The following is a 19,353-nucleotide window of genomic DNA, read 5'->3' as shown; positions in this document are numbered from 1 at the left end:
TAAAGACGGGTAAAACAAATGATTTTTTAGCTGTTTGCTTATGCGCTTGTTACCCGGTTAACTTCTTCTAAACTGGTTACGCCCTGCACGGCCTTGACCAGGCCTGATTGGCGTAAGTTATTAAATCCTTCAGTCTGACATTGGGCGGCGATATCCAGGCTGTTACCTCCTGCCATAATGATATTGGCCGTTTCCTGGCTGATCCTGATAACTTCGTAAATGCCAACCCTGCCCCGGTAGCCCCCGGTACATTGTTCGCAGCCGACCGCCTTGTACAATTTAATATCTTTTATTTGCTCCGGGGTAAAGCCTTGCTTGAGCAGGGCTTCTTCCGGGATCATTTCTTCGGTTTTACACTGGCTGCATAAGCGTCGGGCCAGGCGCTGGGCAATAATAATGCTGACCGAGCTGGCAACATTATAAGAAGGTACCCCCATATTCAGTAGCCGGGTGAGGGTTTCTGCAGCAGAGTTGGTATGCAGGGTGGACAGCACTAAATGCCCGGTTTGCGCAGCCTTAATGGCGATTTCTGCGGTTTCGAGATCCCGGATCTCACCTACCATGACAATATCGGGATCTTGCCTTAAAAAAGAGCGCAGGGCGCTGGGGAAGGTTAATCCTGCCTTGTTATTGATTTGGACCTGGTTGATGCCTTCGAGGTTGATTTCAACCGGATCTTCTGCGGTGGAGATATTGCGCTCCTGAGTGTTTAAGATATTTAGCCCCGTGTATAAAGAAACGGTTTTACCCGAGCCGGTGGGGCCGGTGACCAAAATCATGCCTTGCGGGCGGGCGAGTGCTTCCAGGTAGATTTCTTTTTGATCGGCTTCATAGCCTAACATCTCTATACCCAACATGGCGCTGGATGAGTCGAGGATACGCATTACGATTTTTTCACCCCACATGGTGGGCAGGGTGCTGACACGAAAATCGATCGATTTCTTTTTGGATAAGGCGAGCTTGATACGGCCATCCTGCGGGATGCGGCGCTCGGCAATATCGAGTTTCGACATGACTTTTAACCGCGCCGCCATGCGTGACGCAAGGCTTACCGGGGGTTTAGCCACTTCGTTTAAAATGCCGTCAATACGAAAGCGAATGCGGTAAGACTTCTCATAGGGTTCGAAGTGTAAATCAGAGGCCCCCTTTCTGATGGCATCCAATAGGATCTTATTGATATAAACGACTATAGGGGCATCGTCCTTGTCTTCACCGGCATCGTCTTCCTTGCGCTCTTCCTGGACATCGATATCGGAGAGTTCTTCCGCATCAATGTCGGTAATCCCCAGGGCTTCGCTGTCTTCTTCCAGTACCTTGTCTATACAAGTTTGCAGGCTGTTTTCATCGGTTAACACCAATTCGGTTGTAAAGCCGGTATTAAATTGTATTTCCTCCAGGGCATCTAAATTGGTGGGATCTGACATGGCGACAAACAATACTTTTCCGCGTAAAAAAAGCGGCAGGGCATTATGTTTGTGGATCAGCTTTTCGTTGCGGATACCTTCGGGTACCAGAGAGGTGTCAAAGTTCTTTAAGTCTATATGGGGGTAACCAAAACTGCGGGATAAGATACTGACAATGCTGACGGCATTGTAATTTTTATCTTCAACTAAATAGCGGATAAACGGCTTTTTTTGCTGTAAAAAAGTCGCGCTGATTTCATCAACCAGTTCTTCGGGCACTAAGTTGTGCTTGGACAGGGCGCTGAGTAAGCTTGACTGTTGATGGTGTCCTTTCATAAAACTTTGGTTCAATTCGAATAATTTTCTTTAACTTGAGTGTAACGTATTTTTATTGGAATAAACAAAAATGCGTTAAATATGCTAAGGCTCGATCGATAACTTGAAATGCAGAGCGGGAAAACAATAAAAGCTCCCTGCGGAGCTTTTATTGAGTGAGCGGTTGTTAACTCAGTTAACAGACACCGCTGGCAATACAGGTTCCTGTTTGCGCCCAGGTCAGAGAGTTTGAGCTGATGGTTGGGGTCAGGATATATGTTGATGAGCCGCTGTCTGAGCCGGTTGCGGTTACCACAGCCGTTGTTGCTGTGATCACAACAGAGGCAACTTCACCACCCGCTTCGGCATCTGCCTTGACCGCGCCAATTTTTGCGTAAGTATCGCAGTTGGCTAAATTGCCGTTGCCACGGGTCTGGAAACAGACGTCGATGGCGCTCCTAACTGAAGATGCTGCTAACACCACTTCTGAGAATCTGGCTTTTTCTGTATAGCTCTGATAAGCCGGTAGAGCAACAGCAGCCAGAATGCCGATTATGGCGACAACGATCATTAATTCAATTAAGGTAAATCCTTTTGATTTCTTCCGAGTCATAATTTTTCTCATAATAGGCAGTCCTAATTTTATTACGGGGGCTGATTTAATACTGCGCTATAAATTTCAATATGTAAAATTATGTTGCGGCTTTTTTTTAATATAGCTAGAAAAATGAGTGATTTAACTAGGGGTTAACTTTTTTTTATTGGCTTATTAAGAACTTAGAGATATTTTTTACAAGGAGAGGTCTGGCATAAAATCGCATTTTTCTTTGAGAAAAAGATATAGATTAGTTAGCCAGTGCTGAGCTGGGGACTTTTTTGGGATAGGACTGGGCGAGTTTTTCTTAGCAGGAGGAAAGAAGGGTTATTCTATTCAGGTGAATGGTAGATTACGCCTTATTTATAAGGAAAGGGAAGAACAGGAGTTATCTTCAGGATGAATGGTAGGTCACGCCTTATTTATAAGGAAAGGGAAGAACAGGAGTTATCTTCAGGATGAGTGGTAGGTCACGCCTTATTTATAAGGAAAGGAAAGAACAGGAGTTATCTTCAGGATGAATGGTAGGTCACACCTTATTTATAAGGAAAGGGAAGAACAGGAGTTATATTCAGGATGAATGGTAGGTCACGCCTTATTTATAAGGAAAGGGAAGAACAGGAGTTATCTTCAGGATGAATGGTAGGTCACGCCTTATTTATAAGGAAAGGGAAGAACAGGAGTTATATTCAGGATGAATGGTAGGTCACGCCTTATTTATAAGGAAAGGGAAGAACAGGAGTTATATTCAGGATGAATGGTAGGTCACGTGTTCATGGAAGAACAGGAGTGACCATCGCCATTGCTTTGATTGACTTATTATGAAAAACGCATCGATAAATCTATGGCATGCACATGTTTGGTTAAGGCGCCGGAAGAAATATAATCGACGCCAGCTTTTGCATATTCCCTGAGGGTGGCCAAGGTCATATTGCCCGAAACTTCCAGCTTGCTCCGGCCATTGTTTAAGGCAACTGCCTGCTCAATCATTTCTGTGGTGAAATTGTCTAGCATAATAATGTCAGCTTCTGCCGTTAACGCCTGTGTTAACTCATCCAGGCTTTCTACTTCAACTTCCACTTTTTTATCCGGGTGGTTGCGCTTTGCTGTTGTCACCGCATTTTCAATACCACCGCAGGCGGCGATATGGTTTTCTTTAATTAGGAACGCATCAAACAAGCCTATCCTGTGATTTACCCCACCACCGCAGGTTACGGCATATTTTTGTGCGCTGCGCAGGCCGGGTAGAGTTTTACGGGTATCAAGCAATTTAGTGTTTGATTCGGCTAATTCCCGCACATAAGTGCTGGTGACCGTTGCTGTGCCGGATAAGGTTTGCAGGAAATTTAAGGCGGTGCGCTCACCTGTGAGCAGGGTTCTGGCGCTGCCGGAGAGTTCACATAAAACACTGTTGGCTTTGACCAACTGGCCGTCGTTGGCAAACCAGGTGATATTTGTCGTCTCGCCCGTGTGCTGATCCAGCTGGCTAAAAACTTCATTGAGCCACTCAACCCCACACAGGATACAGTCTTCCCGGGTGATGATGGTTGCGACCGCTTTATTCTCTTGCGGGATCAGGGCTGCGGTGATATCCAGGCCGTTATGCCATTTATTTTCAGCGCCTGTTTGGCTGATATCCTGGCCAAGATCTTCGCTTAATGCCCAGGAAACCGTGTTTTTGATGTCTTGTTGCAGCTCAGGTGAAAGCATGTGTTATTGTTCTCGTAAAATTAATTGTTTTCCGGTTTGCAGGAATTCTACTTTTTTTAAGGCGCTCATGCCTAATAAAATCTCATCCCCTTGCATCGCCGGATTGATATGCGCCCTTACATTATAAAGAAAAATATTGCCGATACTAAGCAGTTCTATCTTGGTTTGGTAAACTTTTACGCTGCCGTTGGCGGTTTGTACCGGGTAACTGCCAAAAGTCGGTAAATTTAACTGCTCGGCGACAGTGGCCGGGATCGAGACTTCGGTAGCGCCGGTGTCGAGTAGAAAAGTTACCGGGTGCTCGTTAATCTCCCCCCGGGTCAGGTAATGGCCATAACGGTTTTGTTTCAGATAAACTTCCGCTTTTCCCTGGGCGCTTAACGCATATTCTGGATTGGTGTTGGGGTTGGTTTGCTCATCCAGGATATCCTGGAAAACAAATACTAAAATTGCCAGGGCAATCAACCAGGCGAGCCAGACAAAGTATTTGCCTATTTTGTTTGTCGCATCAACTTCAGTCATAATAGCCTTACCACTTTTCACTAACTTGTTGTTATTGTATGACGTCTGACGCCAATAACCTATTCGAAATTAACAATGGCTGGCTGGTTTTTGCCGAACAGCAAAAATCCCCGCATTTTACCCCGAGAGAAGATGTTGCCGATATCAGCTTATTGGTGGTGCATAATATCTCTTTGCCGCCGGGCCAGTTCGGTGGTCCTTATATAACCGATTTATTCTTAGGGCGGCTTGATGCCGATGCCGACCCTTATTTTCAGGATATATACCAGCTGCGGGTCTCCGCCCATTGCCTGATCCGCCGGGACGGCAGTATAGTGCAATATGTTTCCTTTAATGATAAGGCCTGGCACGCGGGGGTTTCTTCGTTTGGGGAGAGGGAGAAGTGTAATGATTTCTCGATTGGTATCGAGCTTGAGGGGACAGATGAGGTGCCCTATACCCGGGAGCAGTACCAGCAGCTGGTCTGCTTAGTGGCAAAACTGCAAGAAACCTATCCGTTAATTAGTCATAATAACCTGGTGGGGCATAGTGATATTGCCCCCGGGCGAAAAACCGATCCCGGCCCCGCTTTTGATTGGGAATATTTTCGTAACTGCTTGCAATCAATAAAAGAAAGTTCACAATGAATTAAAGGCTACTTCAGCTTTACAATAATAACAGACAGGAATTCAGATGAGTTTAATTAGTTTATTAATCGCATTAGCCGCCGAACGCTATTTATCGTCGTCACTCTGGCAGTTCAACTCTTATTACCAGCGTTATACCCAGTTTATCCGCCGCACCCGAATGCTGGAATCCGGTCTGCTCAGCGCTCTGGGAACTTTGGGGCTGATTTTCCTGCCTGTTGCTGCGGTATATGGCCTGCTTTGGCTGATCGATGACAGCTTATTGCATTTGATTTTTTCTACCGTCATTTTGATCATCTGTTTTGGCTGTATCAAGACCAGGAGCAGCTACAAAAGGTATTTAATGGCGGCATACCGGGGAGAGCAGAGCAGCTGCGAATTGATGCATGCACAATTACGCAGCGACAAGAATTTACCCGAAATGGGCTTTGGCCAGACCCTGGTCTGGCTTAACTACCGTTATTATATCGCAATTATGCTTTTTTTCATTTTCCTGGGCGCGCCCGGGGTGGTGTTTTACCGCTTGGTGGCGACCCTGGCTGAAAACCCCGGCGATGATCAGGGCAAGGTTGAAGCCGACGATGACATGAGTGAAGAGCAGCAAGCGGCTCAGCCGGAAAATCTGGAAGCCAATCTCGAAAAAAGAGTCGAAGAAAGGGCAGTAGAAGGAGCTGAAGCCGAGCAGGATAAAGCCGGTATTGAGCTGGAGCAAGGCGTTATCAATAATGCCGTTAGTCCCTGCCAGCAGTTTTTATTCTGGCTTGACTGGATACCGGTACGTTTAACCTCTTTTGGTTACATGCTGGTGGGACACTTTTCCAAAGCCCTGCCAGTGTGGTTGGAAAGCTTATTTGATTTTAGCAAACAGCCCAGTGCCATCCTGGCGGATGTTGCACAAAAATCTGAAGATTTAATGGTCGACAGCGAAGATTGCACCGCAGAGCCCTGTTTGCTGGTCAGGCTGGCAAAACGTAATCTTTTGCTGTTATTGGCAATTATTTCGCTATTAACCTTGTCGGGCGTGATCAGCTAACGATTCCCCCGCCTGGCAATTTCCCACTTTTCTTTTCAGTTGATTGGTCTGACCAATCAGCTTTTTGAACATTTGTTTAAAGTTATTGCTCTAATATAATTGTTGGCAAAATAGGCTTTTTAGTCTAAATTTCTAAAATTCGCTTTTTTATCGCTGCAGCACTAGCGCTATTTTTTTGTCTTTTTTAAAAATGGTAAGACCAATTTACCATTGTTTGAGTTGCCTTGGCAAATGCCTTATAATAACCGGCATTAAGGGAAATGATTCATGCTTCACCTTGTTGAGAAGAGTGTAAATGACAACAACCAGGCTTAAACAACCGCTGAAACAGGCAAAGTTATCGGATGTGATCCAGTCGCAGCTGGAAACCATGATTTTGGAAGGCAGCTTGTTGCCGGGAGAAAAATTACCCCCGGAGCGGGAATTGGCGAAACAGTTTGATGTTTCTCGCCCGTCGTTGCGTGAAGCGATCCAGAAGCTGGAGACAAAAAACTTAGTGGTCCGCAAACAGGGCGGCGGTACCTTTGTCAGCAATAATATTTTATCGGGTTTATCCGATCCCTTGTTTGAGCTGATGTCGAAAAACAATGAATCTCAGTTTGATTTATTGGAGTTTCGCCACGGCATCGAGGGGATGTCGGCTTATTATGCGGCGATGCGCGGCACCGAAGCTGACTTTACCGAAATTCAAAGTAAGCATGACAATATAGGTAATGCCCAGTTAGAAGATGATTATCATCTGGAAGCCAAAGCGGTATTTGAGTTTTACCTGGCGATTTGTGCCGCCTCGCATAACGCCATTATTTTGCACCTGGCGCGCAGCATGTCGTCATTATTGATCGATAACATCGAACAAAACTTAACGACCCTGGCAAAACGCCCGGATATATTTGCCAGAATTACCGATTACCGAAAACGCTTGCTTGATGCCATTATTAGTGGCCAGCCGCAAAGAGCCTGGGGTGCCAGTCACCGTCACCTGGCTTTTATTGAAGAAGTATTATTGAAGTTATCACAGGAAAACAGCCGCATGGAAAGATCTATGCGCAGAATGCAAAGAACTGAACTTTAGTCCCGATTTATCCGGAGATTTAATTCAGAAAAAATATTCGTTGGTTAGAGTTAAAGGGAAAGTTAACTCGTTTTAATCAATACAATTTTAATTATTAACATAACAATCGGAGACTAAGTAATTACTATGTCTGAACTCCCAAATATTGATATTGATTCGTTGGAAACCCAGGAGTGGTTGGAGTCAATGGAGTCTGTGCTGGAAAATGAAGGTCCGGAACGCGCTCATTATTTATTAGAAAGATTAATCGACAGCGCCCGCAGAAGCGGCACCCATTTACCTTTTGATGCCACTACTGCGTATGTTAATACCATACCTCCCGGACAAGAGCCGCATATGCCGGGTGATCAAACGATTGAAGCCCGTATCCGTGCGGCAATCCGCTGGAATGCCCTGGTACTGGTATTAAGAGCATCGAAAAAGAATTTAGAACTGGGCGGCCATATCGGCAGTTTCGCTTCTTCTGCTATGTTATACGATGTCGGTTTTAACCACTTCTTTAAAGCGGCGTCTGAAAAAGACGGCGGCGACTTTATTTTCTCCCAGGGGCATATTTCCCCGGGTATCTACAGCCGCGCCTTCCTTGAAGGACGTTTGACTGAAGAGCAAATGGATAACTTCCGTCAGGAGTGTGACGGTAAAGGGTTATCTTCTTACCCGCATCCGCACCTGATGCCGGACTTCTGGCAGTTCCCTACGGTTTCTATGGGCTTAGGGCCACTGCAGGCGATTTATACTGCCCGTTTCCTTAAGTATCTAACCGATCGTGGTATCAAAGACTGCTCTGGTCAGCGTGTCTACTGCTTCCTGGGTGACGGTGAAACCGATGAGCCTGAATCCTTAGGTGCTATCGGTCTGGCTTCGCGTGAAGGCCTGGACAACCTGACCTTCGTGATCAACTGTAACCTGCAGCGCCTTGACGGTCCTGTGCGCGGTAACGGTAAAATTATCCAGGAGCTTGAAGGCACCTTCCGCGGCGCCGGCTGGGAAGTGGTTAAAGTGATCTGGGGTAGCTACTGGGATGCGCTGCTTGCCCGTGATACTTCAGGCAAGTTACTGCAGCTGATGAATGAAACCGTAGACGGCGAATACCAGAACTGTAAAGCCAAAGGCGGCAAATACACCCGCGAAAACTTCTTCAACAAGTACCCGGAAACCGCCGCTATGGTGGCGAACATGTCTGATGAAGACATTTACCGCTTAAACCGTGGTGGTCATGATCCGGTGAAAGTTTACGCTGCCTATAAAAAAGCGATGGAGACTAAAGGTCGTCCTACCGTTATCCTGGCAAAAACCGTAAAAGGTTTTGGTTTGGGAGCCGCCGGTGAAGGTTTGAATATCGCCCATAACGTGAAGAAAATGGATGTTGAGTCGATCAAATATTACCGCGACCGCTTCAATATGCCGGTATCTGACGATCAAATTGAAGACTTGCCGTTCTACCGCTTCCCGGAAGACAGCGCTGAATACAAATACATGAAAGAGCGCCGTGAAGCTCTTGGCGGTGACCTGCCTGCACGTCGTGAGCAGGCAGAAGAACATCTGGAAGTGCCGCCGCTCAAAGCCTTTGATGCCATCTTAAAAGGCTCGGGCGAGCGTGAAGTATCTTCTACCATGACTTTTGTCCGGGTATTAAACAGCCTGTTAAAAGATAAGAAAATTGGTAAGCGTATTGTTCCTATTATTCCTGACGAAGCCCGTACCTTCGGTATGGAAGGTTTATTCCGTCAGGTAGGTATTTATGCCAACGAAGGGCAAAAATACGTGCCGCAAGATGCCGATCAGGTAGCTTATTATCGTGAAGATAAGCAAGGGCAGGTATTGCAGGAAGGTATTAACGAATTGGGTGCCATGGCATCCTGGGTGGCTTCAGGTACGTCCTATTCTACCTGTAATGCGACCACTATTCCGTTTTATATCTATTACTCCATGTTTGGTTTCCAGCGCGTCGGCGATTTAGCCTGGGCCGCCGGTGACAGCCAGGCACGTGGTTTCTTATTAGGTGCTACTGCCGGTCGAACTACCTTAAACGGTGAAGGTCTGCAGCATCAGGACGGTCATTCTCATGTTCAGGCGGGTCTGATCCCTAACTGTGTGACTTACGATCCGACCTACGGATATGAAGTTGCCGTGATTGTGCGTGAAGGTTTACGCCGCATGTATGAAGAAAATGAAAACATCTTCTTCTACCTGACGCTGATGAATGAAAACTACCAACACCCGGCCCTGCCGGAAGACGGTGATATAGCAGAGCAAATCATCAAGGGTATCTACCAGTTAGAGCGTGTTGAAGCGAAAGCTGCCAAAGCCAATGTTCAGTTGATGGGCTCAGGTACTATTTTGCAGCAGGTACGTGAAGCTGCGCAGATCCTTGCCAATGATTTCAACATCTCCAGTGATGTTTACTCGGTAACCTCCTTTAATGAACTGGCCCGTGACGGCCAGGAAGTGACCCGCTGGAACATGTTGCATCCACAAAGCGAGCAAAAGAGTGCTTATATCTCTAACGTGATCACCGCAGATAAAGGCCCGGCCATTGCTGCGACTGACTATGTTAAAAACTACTCGGATCAGGTACGCGCCTACATCAATACCGAATACCGGGTATTAGGTACCGACGGTTTCGGCCGCAGTGACAGCCGTGCCAACTTACGTCAGCACTTTGAAGTTGACCAGAACTATATCGTGGTTGCTGCGTTATTTGAGCTGGCAAACCGCGGTGAAGTTGAGCGCTCTGTGGTAGCCGATGCTATCAAGCGTTTCAATATCGATACCGATAAACTTAACCCGCTTTACGCTTAATCAGTGGCTAGATAAGGAATAAAAATATGTCTGATATTCAACAAATCCTAGTCCCTGATGTCGGGGGCGATGAAGTCGAAGTGATCGAAATCTGTGTTGCCGTAGGTGATGCAATCGAAGCGGAAGACGCAATTGTCACCGTAGAAACCGACAAGGCGTCCATGGATATTCCAGCCCCTATGGCAGGTGAGATCTCGGCGTTAACGGTGCAGGTTGGCGATAAAATCAAACAGGGCGATGTCCTGGGTGAAATCAAAGCTGCCGGCGCAAGCCCGGCAGCTGAGCCTGCTGCGGAAGCAGAAGCTGTCAGTGCGCCTGCACCGGCAGAGGCTCCGGCGCCAGTCGCTGAAGCACCTGCAGCTGCCGCGCCAGCCGCAGCTGTTAGCGAAGTTATCGATGTTCATGTACCGGATATCGGGGAAGACGGTGAAGTCGATGTGATTGAAATTCTGGTTTCGGTCGGTGACGTTATTGCCGAAGAAGACGGCCTGATCACTTTAGAAACCGACAAGGCGACCATGGATGTGCCTACGCCGCATGCCGGTACGGTAAAAGAGATCTTTGTTGCCGCTGGCGATAAAGTTAAGCAAGGCTCCCTGGTGATCAAGCTGGAAACTTCTGGCGGTGCGCCTGCCCCGATTGAAGAACCGGTTGCTGCTGCGCCAGCACCGGCTCCTACAGCCCCTGCACCTGTTGCGGCGCCGGCGGAAAAGAAAGCCGCTCCTGTGCCGCATCATCCTCAGGCGGGTGAAATCGTCAATAAGGGCTCTATTTATACTTCACCGTCTATTCGCCGCTTAGCCCGCGAATTTGGTGTTGATTTGGCCTTAGTAAAAGGCACCGGCCGTAAGGGGCGTATTTTAAAAGAAGATGTTCAGTCTTATGTGAAATACGAGCTTTCCCGTCCGAAAGCCACCGCCAGCAGCTCAGTGAGTGGCGGCGCCGGTGGATTACAGGTCATTGCCCAGCCGAAAGTCGATTTTGCTAAATTTGGTGAAATTGAAAGCGTGCCGTTAACCCGTATCCAGAAAATCTCGGGGCCTAACCTGCACCGCAACTGGGTAACCATTCCTCATGTCACTCAGTTTGATGAAGCGGATATCACAGATGTCGAAGCTTTCCGTAAAGAGCAAAATGTCGTTTGCGAGAAGCAGAAACTTGGCTTTAAGATCACGCCTTTAGTGTTTATCTTAAAAGCGGCTGCCGATGCCTTAAGAGCTTACCCGGTATTTAACTCAAGTTTGAGTGAAGACGGTGAGCACCTGATCATGAAGAAATACTGTCATATCGGTGTCGCTGTTGATACGCCAAACGGCCTGGTTGTGCCTGTGGTACGTGATGTTGACCAAAAAGGTATTCATCAGTTATCGAAAGAATTGCTGGAAATCAGTAAAAAGGCCCGCGAAGGCAAGCTTAAAGCCGCCGATATGCAAGGTAGCTGTTTTACCATCTCTAGTTTAGGCGGCATTGGCGGTACTGCCTTTACTCCTATCGTGAACGCACCTGATGTTGCTATTTTAGGGGTATCCAAGTCGGATATGAAACCTAAGTGGAATGGCAGCGAGTTTGTGCCGCGGTTAATGTTGCCGCTGTCTTTATCTTATGATCACCGGGTGATTGACGGTGCACTGGCGGCGCGCTTTAGTGTGCATTTATCCGGTGTGATGTCAGATATCAGAAAACTGGTATTGTAATCAGGTAATTGATGAAAATGTTTGGCAAAATGAAAGCTAGCGCGTTAGTTTTCATTTTCGCCCACATAAATCGATTAAAAGATAGCGATTATTGTCGACATTCAGTAAACTTGCCACCCAGAAAACAAGACATTGAACTGGTCTGCATTGGGTCAGTAACTGGATGAATTTTGTGAACTGCCTGCCAAAGTGAAGTTCACTATAAAAAGTAAATTAATTTTGAGGTTAGCATGAGTAACGATATCAAAACTCAGGTAGTAGTGTTAGGTGCGGGTCCCGGTGGTTATTCTGCAGCATTTCGTGCCGCAGATTTAGGTTTAGATGTAGTATTGGTAGAAAGCCGTAAAACATTAGGCGGTGTATGTTTAAACGTTGGTTGTATTCCGTCTAAAGCATTATTACATGTTGCGAAAGTTATTGATGATGCAAAAGCAATGGCAGATCACGGGGTAACCTTTGGTGCGCCACAAATTGATTTAGATAAAATCCGTAGCTGGAAAGACAGTGTTATTGCCCAGTTGACTGGCGGTCTGTCTGGTATGTCCAAGCAGCGTAAAGTAAAAGTGGTTGCAGGTTACGGTAAATTCACCGGTAGCAACACTTTAGCTGTTGAAGGTGCTGACGGCACTACCAACATCACTTTTGATAATGCCATTATCGCTGCCGGTTCTTCGGTAGTAGATTTACCTTTCATTCCAAAAGATGACGAGCGTGTAATCGACTCTACCGGCGCATTGGAATTAAAAGACGTTCCGGGTGAAATGCTGGTATTAGGCGGCGGTATTATCGGTCTGGAAATGGGTACCGTATATAACGCTTTAGGCTCTAACGTATCTGTGGTTGAGTTTGCCGACCAGTTAGTGCCTGCAGCCGATAACGATATTGTTAAGATTTATACCAAGTACAACAAGAAAAACTTCAACATCATGTTGTCTACTAAGGTAGTTGCCGTTGATGCTAAAGATGATGGTTTGTATGTTACCTTCGAAGGCAAAAACGCACCTGAAGGCCAGGTACGTTACGACAAGATCTTAGTTGCCGTTGGTCGTAAGCCAAATGGCCACTTAGTTGCCGCCGATAAAGCCGGTGTTAATGTTGATGAGCGTGGTTTCATCAATGTAACTAACGAGTTGCGTACTAACGTTAACCATATCTTCGCCATTGGTGATGTTGTTGGTCAACCTATGCTGGCGCACAAAGCGGTACATGAAGCCCATGTTGCTGCCGAAGTGATTGCCGGTAAGAAACACGTTTTCGATCCGCGTTGTATTCCGTCAATCGCTTATACCGATCCGGAAATGGCTTGGGTAGGTGTTACCGAGCGTGAAGCGAAAGAGCAAGGTTTGAATATCGAAACCGCTAACTTCCCATGGGCTGCTTCTGGTCGTGCTATCGCTTCTGCACGTACCGAAGGTAAAACTAAGCTGATTTTTGAAAAAGAAACCGGTCGTGTTTTAGGTGGTGCAATTGTCGGTATCAATGCCGGTGAAATGTTAGGAGAGATTTGTCTTGCGGTAGAGATGGGCGCCGATGCGGAAGATGTTGGTTTAACCATTCACGCGCATCCAACCTTAAATGAATCAATCGGTTTAGCGGCTGAAATCTTTGAAGGTTCAATTACTGACTTGCCAAATGCCAAGGCCGTAAAAAAGAAAAAGTAAAATAACCCGGTTATTTTAACTTAAAACAAAAGCCAGCAACTTGCTGGCTTTTTTGTACATGGAAGTATTTATCCTGCGGCTTCATGGATGAAGAGAAGCAGGGATTGAATATGGAAGTAAGTATCCTGCGGTTTCATGGATGAAATAGCTGGGGTGCTTTCAGGAAGAAATGTTAGTATGGCTAAAGTAGTATTTATTTAAAGGACAAGGTATGCGTCTAGTGGCAATAGTTTGTATGGTTTTTTTGCTGTTGGCCTGTAGCAATACAGCTATAAACAATGAGCATCCGCAATGGGACTTTGATCATAATGTGCAATTTCAGCAAAAAGATCTGGGTGACAATCGTTATTATATTAAGGTCGTTTCCACCTCTAAAACCCGCTTTAGCCAGTTGGCAACTTTTTTAATGCGTAAGTCGTTGAACATCTGCCAAAGTTATGGTTTTAAAATAGAAGTACTTAAAGGAGTGGAAGGCTTCAATGACCGTCGTTCGTTTCCCAATCTGATCATGGATTCGCTTGCGGCGAATGTCGAGTGTAAATCTTAACCTGAGATTTACCTTATAGCTTTTAAATTTGATGATAATCATTATCATTTGTATTTATTGGTTTTATATCTACTATAATTCTTATTTATAACAGCTATAAGTCTTGTGATTATCTTCGCCATTCAATTTCCTGGCTGGATCGCGTATAATCTTGCCGAAATTTTCTTATAAAATAGATACCTCTTAAGTGTATCTCATATCATAAAGGTGAACGCCGTGCTTCAAGATTATCGTAAACATGTTGAAGAGCGTGCGGCTGAAGGAATTGTACCTAAGCCGTTAGACGCTGAACAAGTAGCTCAGTTAGTAGAGCTGATCAAGAATCCACCAGCAGGTGAAGAAGCGTTTCTATTAGAATTACTAGCCGATCGCATTCCTCCGGGAGTTGACGATGCCGCTTATGTGAAAGCAGGGTTTTTAGCCGCTGTTGCTAAAGGTGAAGCAAGCTCACCCATTTTGAATGCAGCCCGTGCTACTGAATTATTAGGCACTATGTTAGGTGGTTATAATATCCAGCCTATGATTGACCTGTTAGACGATGCAGCCAATGCTGAAATCGCTGTTAAAGGTTTATCTAAAACGTTATTAATGTTTGATGCTTTCCATGACGTTAAAGAGAAAGCGGATGCCGGTAATGCACACGCCAAAGCTGTTATTCAGTCATGGGCCGATGCTGAGTGGTTCCTGAACAAACCAGCTGTTGCTGAAAAAATTACCGTTAAAGTATTTAAAGTGACCGGTGAAACTAACACCGATGACTTATCTCCGGCACCTGATGCCTGGTCACGTCCTGATATCCCGCTGCACGCTAAAGCCATGCTGAAAATTGGCCGTGATGGTATCAACCCTGATGACGACGGCACTATCGGTCCTATCGCTCAAATCGAAGAGTTACAAAAAGACGGTATTCCACTAGCCTATGTTGGCGATGTTGTTGGTACCGGCTCATCACGTAAGTCGGCAACCAACTCAGTGTTGTGGTTTATGGGGGATGATATTCCTCATGTACCAAACAAGCGCGGTGGTGGTGTTTGTTTAGGTGGCAAAATTGCCCCTATCTTCTTCAACACCATGGAAGATTCAGGCGCCCTACCTATCGAATTAGACGTACAAGCCATGAATATGGGCGATGTCATTGATATCTTCCCATACGAAGGTGTGGTTAAGCGCTCTGGTACCGATGAAGTAATTTCTACTTTTGAATTAAATTCAAATGTACTACTTGATGAAGTGCGTGCCGGTGGCCGTATTCCATTGATCATTGGTCGTGGCCTGACTGGTCGTGCCCGTGAAGCCTTAGGTTTAGAAGAATCTGACGTATTCAAAAAGCCTGTTGATGTTGCCGATACCGGTAAAGGTTATACCTTAGCCCAGAAGATGGTTGGTAAAGCTTGTGGTGTTGAAGGTATCCGTGCCGGTCAATACTGTGAGCCGAAAATGACTACCGTTGGTTCACAAGATACCACAGGCCCTATGACTCGTGATGAGTTAAAAGATTTAGCTTGTTTAGGTTTCTCTGCTGATTTAACCATGCAGTCATTCTGTCATACTTCCGCTTATCCTAAGCCGGTAGATGTACACACGCACCACACCCTGCCTGATTTCATCATGAACCGCGGCGGTGTTTCACTTCGCCCTGGTGACGGTGTTATCCACTCCTGGTTAAACCGTATGTTATTACCGGATACTGTAGGTACAGGTGGTGATTCTCACACCCGTTTCCCATTAGGTATTTCTTTCCCGGCGGGTTCTGGCTTGGTTGCCTTCGCCGCTGCTACCGGTGTTATGCCTCTTGATATGCCTGAATCAGTATTGGTTCGTTTTAAAGGTGAAATGCAGGAAGGTATCACCTTACGTGATTTAGTACATGCCATTCCTTACTACGGTATCAAGCAAGGCCTGTTAACTGTAGAGAAAGCCGGTAAAATCAATGAATTCTCTGGTCGCGTATTAGAAATTGAAGGTCTGGAAAGCTTAACGGTTGAGCAGGCATTTGAATTATCTGATGCCTCGGCTGAGCGTTCAGCTGCCGGTTGTTCAATCAAGCTATCTGAAGACTCAGTTGCTGAATACCTGAACTCTAACATTGTGATGTTGAAGTGGATGATCAGCGAAGGTTACGGCGATGTGCGTACCATCGAACGTCGTATTCAGGCGATGGAAGCCTGGTTGGCAGATCCTAAGCTGATGACTGCTGACAGCGATGCTGAATATGCTCACGTTATTGAAATCGATTTGGCTGATATTAAAGAGCCTATCGTTTGTTGTCCAAATGACCCGGATGATGCCAAGCTGCTTTCTGAAGTTGCCGGCGATCAAGTTGATGAAGTCTTTATCGGTTCCTGTATGACTAACATTGGCCACTTCCGTGCAGCTGGTAAGTTGTTAGAGAAGTTTGGCGGTGTTTTATCAACCCGCATGTGGGTTGCTCCACCGACTAAAATGGACCGTGACCAGTTAACTGAAGAAGGTTACTACTCTACTTACGGTAAAGCCGGTGTTCGTATTGAAACTCCGGGCTGTTCATTATGTATGGGTAACCAGGCACGTGTTGCGGAGAAATCTACGGTACTGTCTACTTCAACCCGTAACTTCCCGAACCGGTTAGGTAATGGCGCCAATGTTTACCTGGCATCGGCTGAATTGAGTGCGGTAGGTGCTATCTTAGGTCGCATCCCGACGCCTGCTGAGTATCAGGAATATGCTAAGCAAATCGATGCAACAGCTGCTGATACTTATCGTTACCTGAACTTCCATAAAATGGAACAGTACACGAAAAAAGCTGATAATGTGATCATGCAGGTTGAAGCTTAATTATTATTTTCCTTTAAAAGAGAATAATTGATAAAAACGCCGCTCTTTAGCGGCGTTTTTTTATGGTTTATTTTTTATAGATTCTTTTTTAGGCAGAGGCTAAAGAAGCTGGTTTTTTGTAAACCAAGCAGAAAGTGAAACGAGCTGAAAGCGGCATATCAAGGGTTTACAGAGCGTTTTGTTTGAAATTTGAGCGGTCAAACAATTAAATGAAAATAAAGCTTGATCTAAAAGTAAAACTGTCTAAAATGCGCATCCACTTCCACGGGGCAGCCCAAAGAAGTGTTTTGATAAGTTTAAGTGATGCAAACATGACTTAAACAGCCAACAAAACTTTGAAAAAAGAGGTTGACATCAAAACTGAGAAGCGTATCATGCGCATCTCGCTTGAGACAAGGTCTTAAGCAACAATGTTTACTTAAGGTATAGGCGAATGCGATTTATATCTTGCTTAGTTCACTAAGCGAAGTTCTTTAAAAATTAGTTATCATGCAATTTGTGTGGGCACTCACGTTAATGTTGATTTTACATAGTCCTTAGGGACAAAAATAAACTTAATGATGAATGACACACAAGTACGACTTACTTTTTAAGTAAGTAATATTTATTTGACAGAATTCATTGAGTCGAAGCGAAAGCTTCACAAACGATTTTTAATTGAAGAGTTTGATCATGGCTCAGATTGAACGCTGGCGGCAGGCTTAACACATGCAAGTCGAGCGGTAACATTTCAAAGCTTGCTTTGAAGATGACGAGCGGCGGACGGGTGAGTAATGCTTGGGAATATGCCTTATGGTGGGGGACAACAGTTGGAAACGACTGCTAATACCGCATAATGTCTACGGACCAAAGCGGGGGACCTTCGGGCCTCGTGCCATTTGATTAGCCCAAGTGAGATTAGCTAGTTGGTAAGGTAACGGCTTACCAAGGCGACGATCTCTAGCTGGTTTGAGAGGATGATCAGCCACACTGGGACTGAGACACGGCCCAGACTCCTACGGGAGGCAGCAGTGGGGAATATTGCACAATGGGCGCAAGCCTGATGCAGCCATGCCGCGTGTGTGAAGAAGGCCTTCGGGTTGTAAAGCACTTTCAGTTGTGAGGAAAGGGGTGTAGTTAATAACTGCATCCTGTGACGTTAGCAACAGAAGAAGCACCGGCTAACTCCGTGCCAGCAGCCGCGGTAATACGGAGGGTGCGAGCGTTAATCGGAATTACTGGGCGTAAAGCGTGCGTAGGCGGTTTGTTAAGCAAGATGTGAAAGCCCCGGGCTCAACCTGGGAACTGCATTTTGAACTGGCAGGCTAGAGTTTTGTAGAGGGTGGTGGAATTTCCAGTGTAGCGGTGAAATGCGTAGAGATTGGAAGGAACATCAGTGGCGAAGGCGGCCACCTGGACAAAAACTGACGCTGAGGCACGAAAGCGTGGGGAGCAAACAGGATTAGATACCCTGGTAGTCCACGCCGTAAACGATGTCAACTAGCCGTCTGTATCCTTGAGATGTGGGTGGCGCAGCTAACGCGATAAGTTGACCGCCTGGGGAGTACGGCCGCAAGGTTAAAACTCAAATGAATTGACGGGGGCCCGCACAAGCGGTGGAGCATGTGGTTTAATTCGATGCAACGCGAAGAACCTTACCATCCCTTGACATCCAGAGAATTTACCAGAGATGGTTTAGTGCCTTCGGGAACTCTGTGACAGGTGCTGCATGGCTGTCGTCAGCTCGTGTTGTGAAATGTTGGGTTAAGTCCCGCAACGAGCGCAACCCCTATCCTTATTTGCCAGTGCTTCGGGCGGGAACTTTAAGGAGACTGCCGGTGATAAACCGGAGGAAGGTGGGGACGACGTCAAGTCATCATGGCCCTTACGGGATGGGCTACACACGTGCTACAATGGCAAGTACAGAGGGCAGCAATACCGCGAGGTGGAGCGAATCCCACAAAGCTTGTCGTAGTCCGGATTGGAGTCTGCAACTCGACTCCATGAAGTCGGAATCGCTAGTAATCGTGGATCAGAATGCCACGGTGAATACGTTCCCGGGCCTTGTACACACCGCCCGTCACACCATGGGAGTAGGTTGCAAAAGAAGTGGCTAGTTTAACCTTCGGGAGGACGGTCACCACTTTGTGATTTATGACTGGGGTGAAGTCGTAACAAGGTAACCCTAGGGGAACCTGGGGTTGGATCACCTCCTTATCTTGAAGTAAAACACTGTTCTCGTTGAGTGTTCACACAAATTGCACTGATAACAAATTAATAAACCTTCTCTTTGAAGGGAAAGACCAAAACTAAGCGTTCTCGCTAGAATGTTCAGTTTTGGTTTTTTAACCAACTTTTTAACCGAATGCGCGTTAAAAACTGTTCTTTAACAATCTGGAAAGCTGATATATATACCCGTGAATAATCGTTTTTATAAACGGCTATTTGCGACGATGAACACAGTGTCGCGCTGTGAACATCAATCCGATAATGACTTCTTCCTTGAGTCATTATCAACTCTTATTCAAGACACTCTATGAGTGCGTGAAAATGTCAGACTTTACAACTTAGTTCGGTTTA

General features: G+C 46.0%; 12 protein-coding genes and 1 rRNA gene. 9 read left to right on the top strand and 4 right to left on the bottom strand.

The window, feature by feature from the left end; all coding sequences use genetic code 11:
• Window positions 1-38: 38 nt before the first annotated feature.
• The 4 genes from pilB to SG35_RS24815 form a co-directional block, all read right to left on the bottom strand.
• Window positions 39-1,739 (bottom strand): type IV-A pilus assembly ATPase PilB, encoded by a 1,701-nt coding sequence (gene pilB, locus SG35_RS24830; RefSeq protein ID WP_053043441.1) that lies wholly within the window; start codon window positions 1,737-1,739, stop codon window positions 39-41.
• 175 nt (window positions 1,740-1,914) lie between these two features.
• A complete protein-coding gene (locus SG35_RS24825; RefSeq protein WP_044835944.1) occupies window positions 1,915-2,343 on the bottom strand; it encodes a pilin in 429 nt (142 codons plus the stop codon).
• Window positions 2,344-3,132: 789 nt separating this feature from the next.
• Window positions 3,133-4,023, bottom strand: coding sequence for a carboxylating nicotinate-nucleotide diphosphorylase (nadC, locus tag SG35_RS24820; RefSeq protein ID WP_044833608.1), 891 nt, complete (start codon window positions 4,021-4,023; stop codon window positions 3,133-3,135).
• A gap of 3 nt (window positions 4,024-4,026) precedes the next feature.
• Entirely contained in the window at window positions 4,027-4,545 is a 519-nt protein-coding gene (locus SG35_RS24815) for a retropepsin-like aspartic protease family protein (RefSeq protein WP_044833609.1), read from the bottom strand.
• Between the two features lie 38 nt (window positions 4,546-4,583).
• On the opposite strand from SG35_RS24815, the gene ampD reads away from it, so the two are divergent.
• The 9 genes from ampD (at window position 4,584) to SG35_RS24770 (ending at window position 18,990) form a co-directional block, all read left to right on the top strand.
• Complete coding sequence (gene ampD, locus SG35_RS24810) at window positions 4,584-5,171, top strand: 1,6-anhydro-N-acetylmuramyl-L-alanine amidase AmpD (RefSeq protein WP_044833610.1); 588 nt, start codon at window positions 4,584-4,586, stop codon at window positions 5,169-5,171.
• 46 nt (window positions 5,172-5,217) lie between these two features.
• A complete protein-coding gene (gene ampE / locus SG35_RS24805; protein ID WP_044833611.1) occupies window positions 5,218-6,204 on the top strand; it encodes a beta-lactamase regulator AmpE in 987 nt (328 codons plus the stop codon).
• Window positions 6,205-6,499: 295 nt separating this feature from the next.
• Entirely contained in the window at window positions 6,500-7,276 is a 777-nt protein-coding gene (pdhR, locus tag SG35_RS24800; protein ID WP_044833612.1) for a pyruvate dehydrogenase complex transcriptional repressor PdhR, read from the top strand.
• A gap of 126 nt (window positions 7,277-7,402) precedes the next feature.
• Complete coding sequence (gene aceE / locus SG35_RS24795; RefSeq protein ID WP_044833613.1) at window positions 7,403-10,078, top strand: pyruvate dehydrogenase (acetyl-transferring), homodimeric type; 2,676 nt, start codon at window positions 7,403-7,405, stop codon at window positions 10,076-10,078.
• Between the two features lie 26 nt (window positions 10,079-10,104).
• Entirely contained in the window at window positions 10,105-11,772 is a 1,668-nt protein-coding gene (gene aceF, locus SG35_RS24790) for a dihydrolipoyllysine-residue acetyltransferase (RefSeq protein WP_044833614.1), read from the top strand.
• A gap of 230 nt (window positions 11,773-12,002) precedes the next feature.
• The gene (gene lpdA / locus SG35_RS24785) at window positions 12,003-13,433 is read left to right on the top strand and encodes a dihydrolipoyl dehydrogenase (protein WP_044833615.1); all 1,431 of its coding nucleotides are present in this window, start codon (window positions 12,003-12,005) and stop codon (window positions 13,431-13,433) included.
• 211 nt (window positions 13,434-13,644) lie between these two features.
• Window positions 13,645-13,980, top strand: a complete 336-nt coding sequence (locus SG35_RS24780) for a hypothetical protein (RefSeq protein ID WP_044833616.1) — start codon at window positions 13,645-13,647, stop codon at window positions 13,978-13,980.
• Between the two features lie 216 nt (window positions 13,981-14,196).
• Window positions 14,197-16,794, top strand: a complete 2,598-nt coding sequence (gene acnB / locus SG35_RS24775; protein ID WP_044833617.1) for a bifunctional aconitate hydratase 2/2-methylisocitrate dehydratase — start codon at window positions 14,197-14,199, stop codon at window positions 16,792-16,794.
• A gap of 654 nt (window positions 16,795-17,448) precedes the next feature.
• Window positions 17,449-18,990, top strand: a 16S ribosomal RNA gene (locus SG35_RS24770).
• Window positions 18,991-19,353 lie beyond the last annotated feature (363 nt).

This window comes from Thalassomonas actiniarum (genome assembly GCF_000948975.2).
In the GTDB taxonomy this organism is placed as follows: Bacteria; Pseudomonadota; Gammaproteobacteria; order Enterobacterales; family Alteromonadaceae; genus Thalassomonas; species Thalassomonas actiniarum.
The sequence above is the reverse complement of the archived record's forward strand: the minus strand, read 5'-3'. Positions and strand labels throughout refer to the sequence as shown.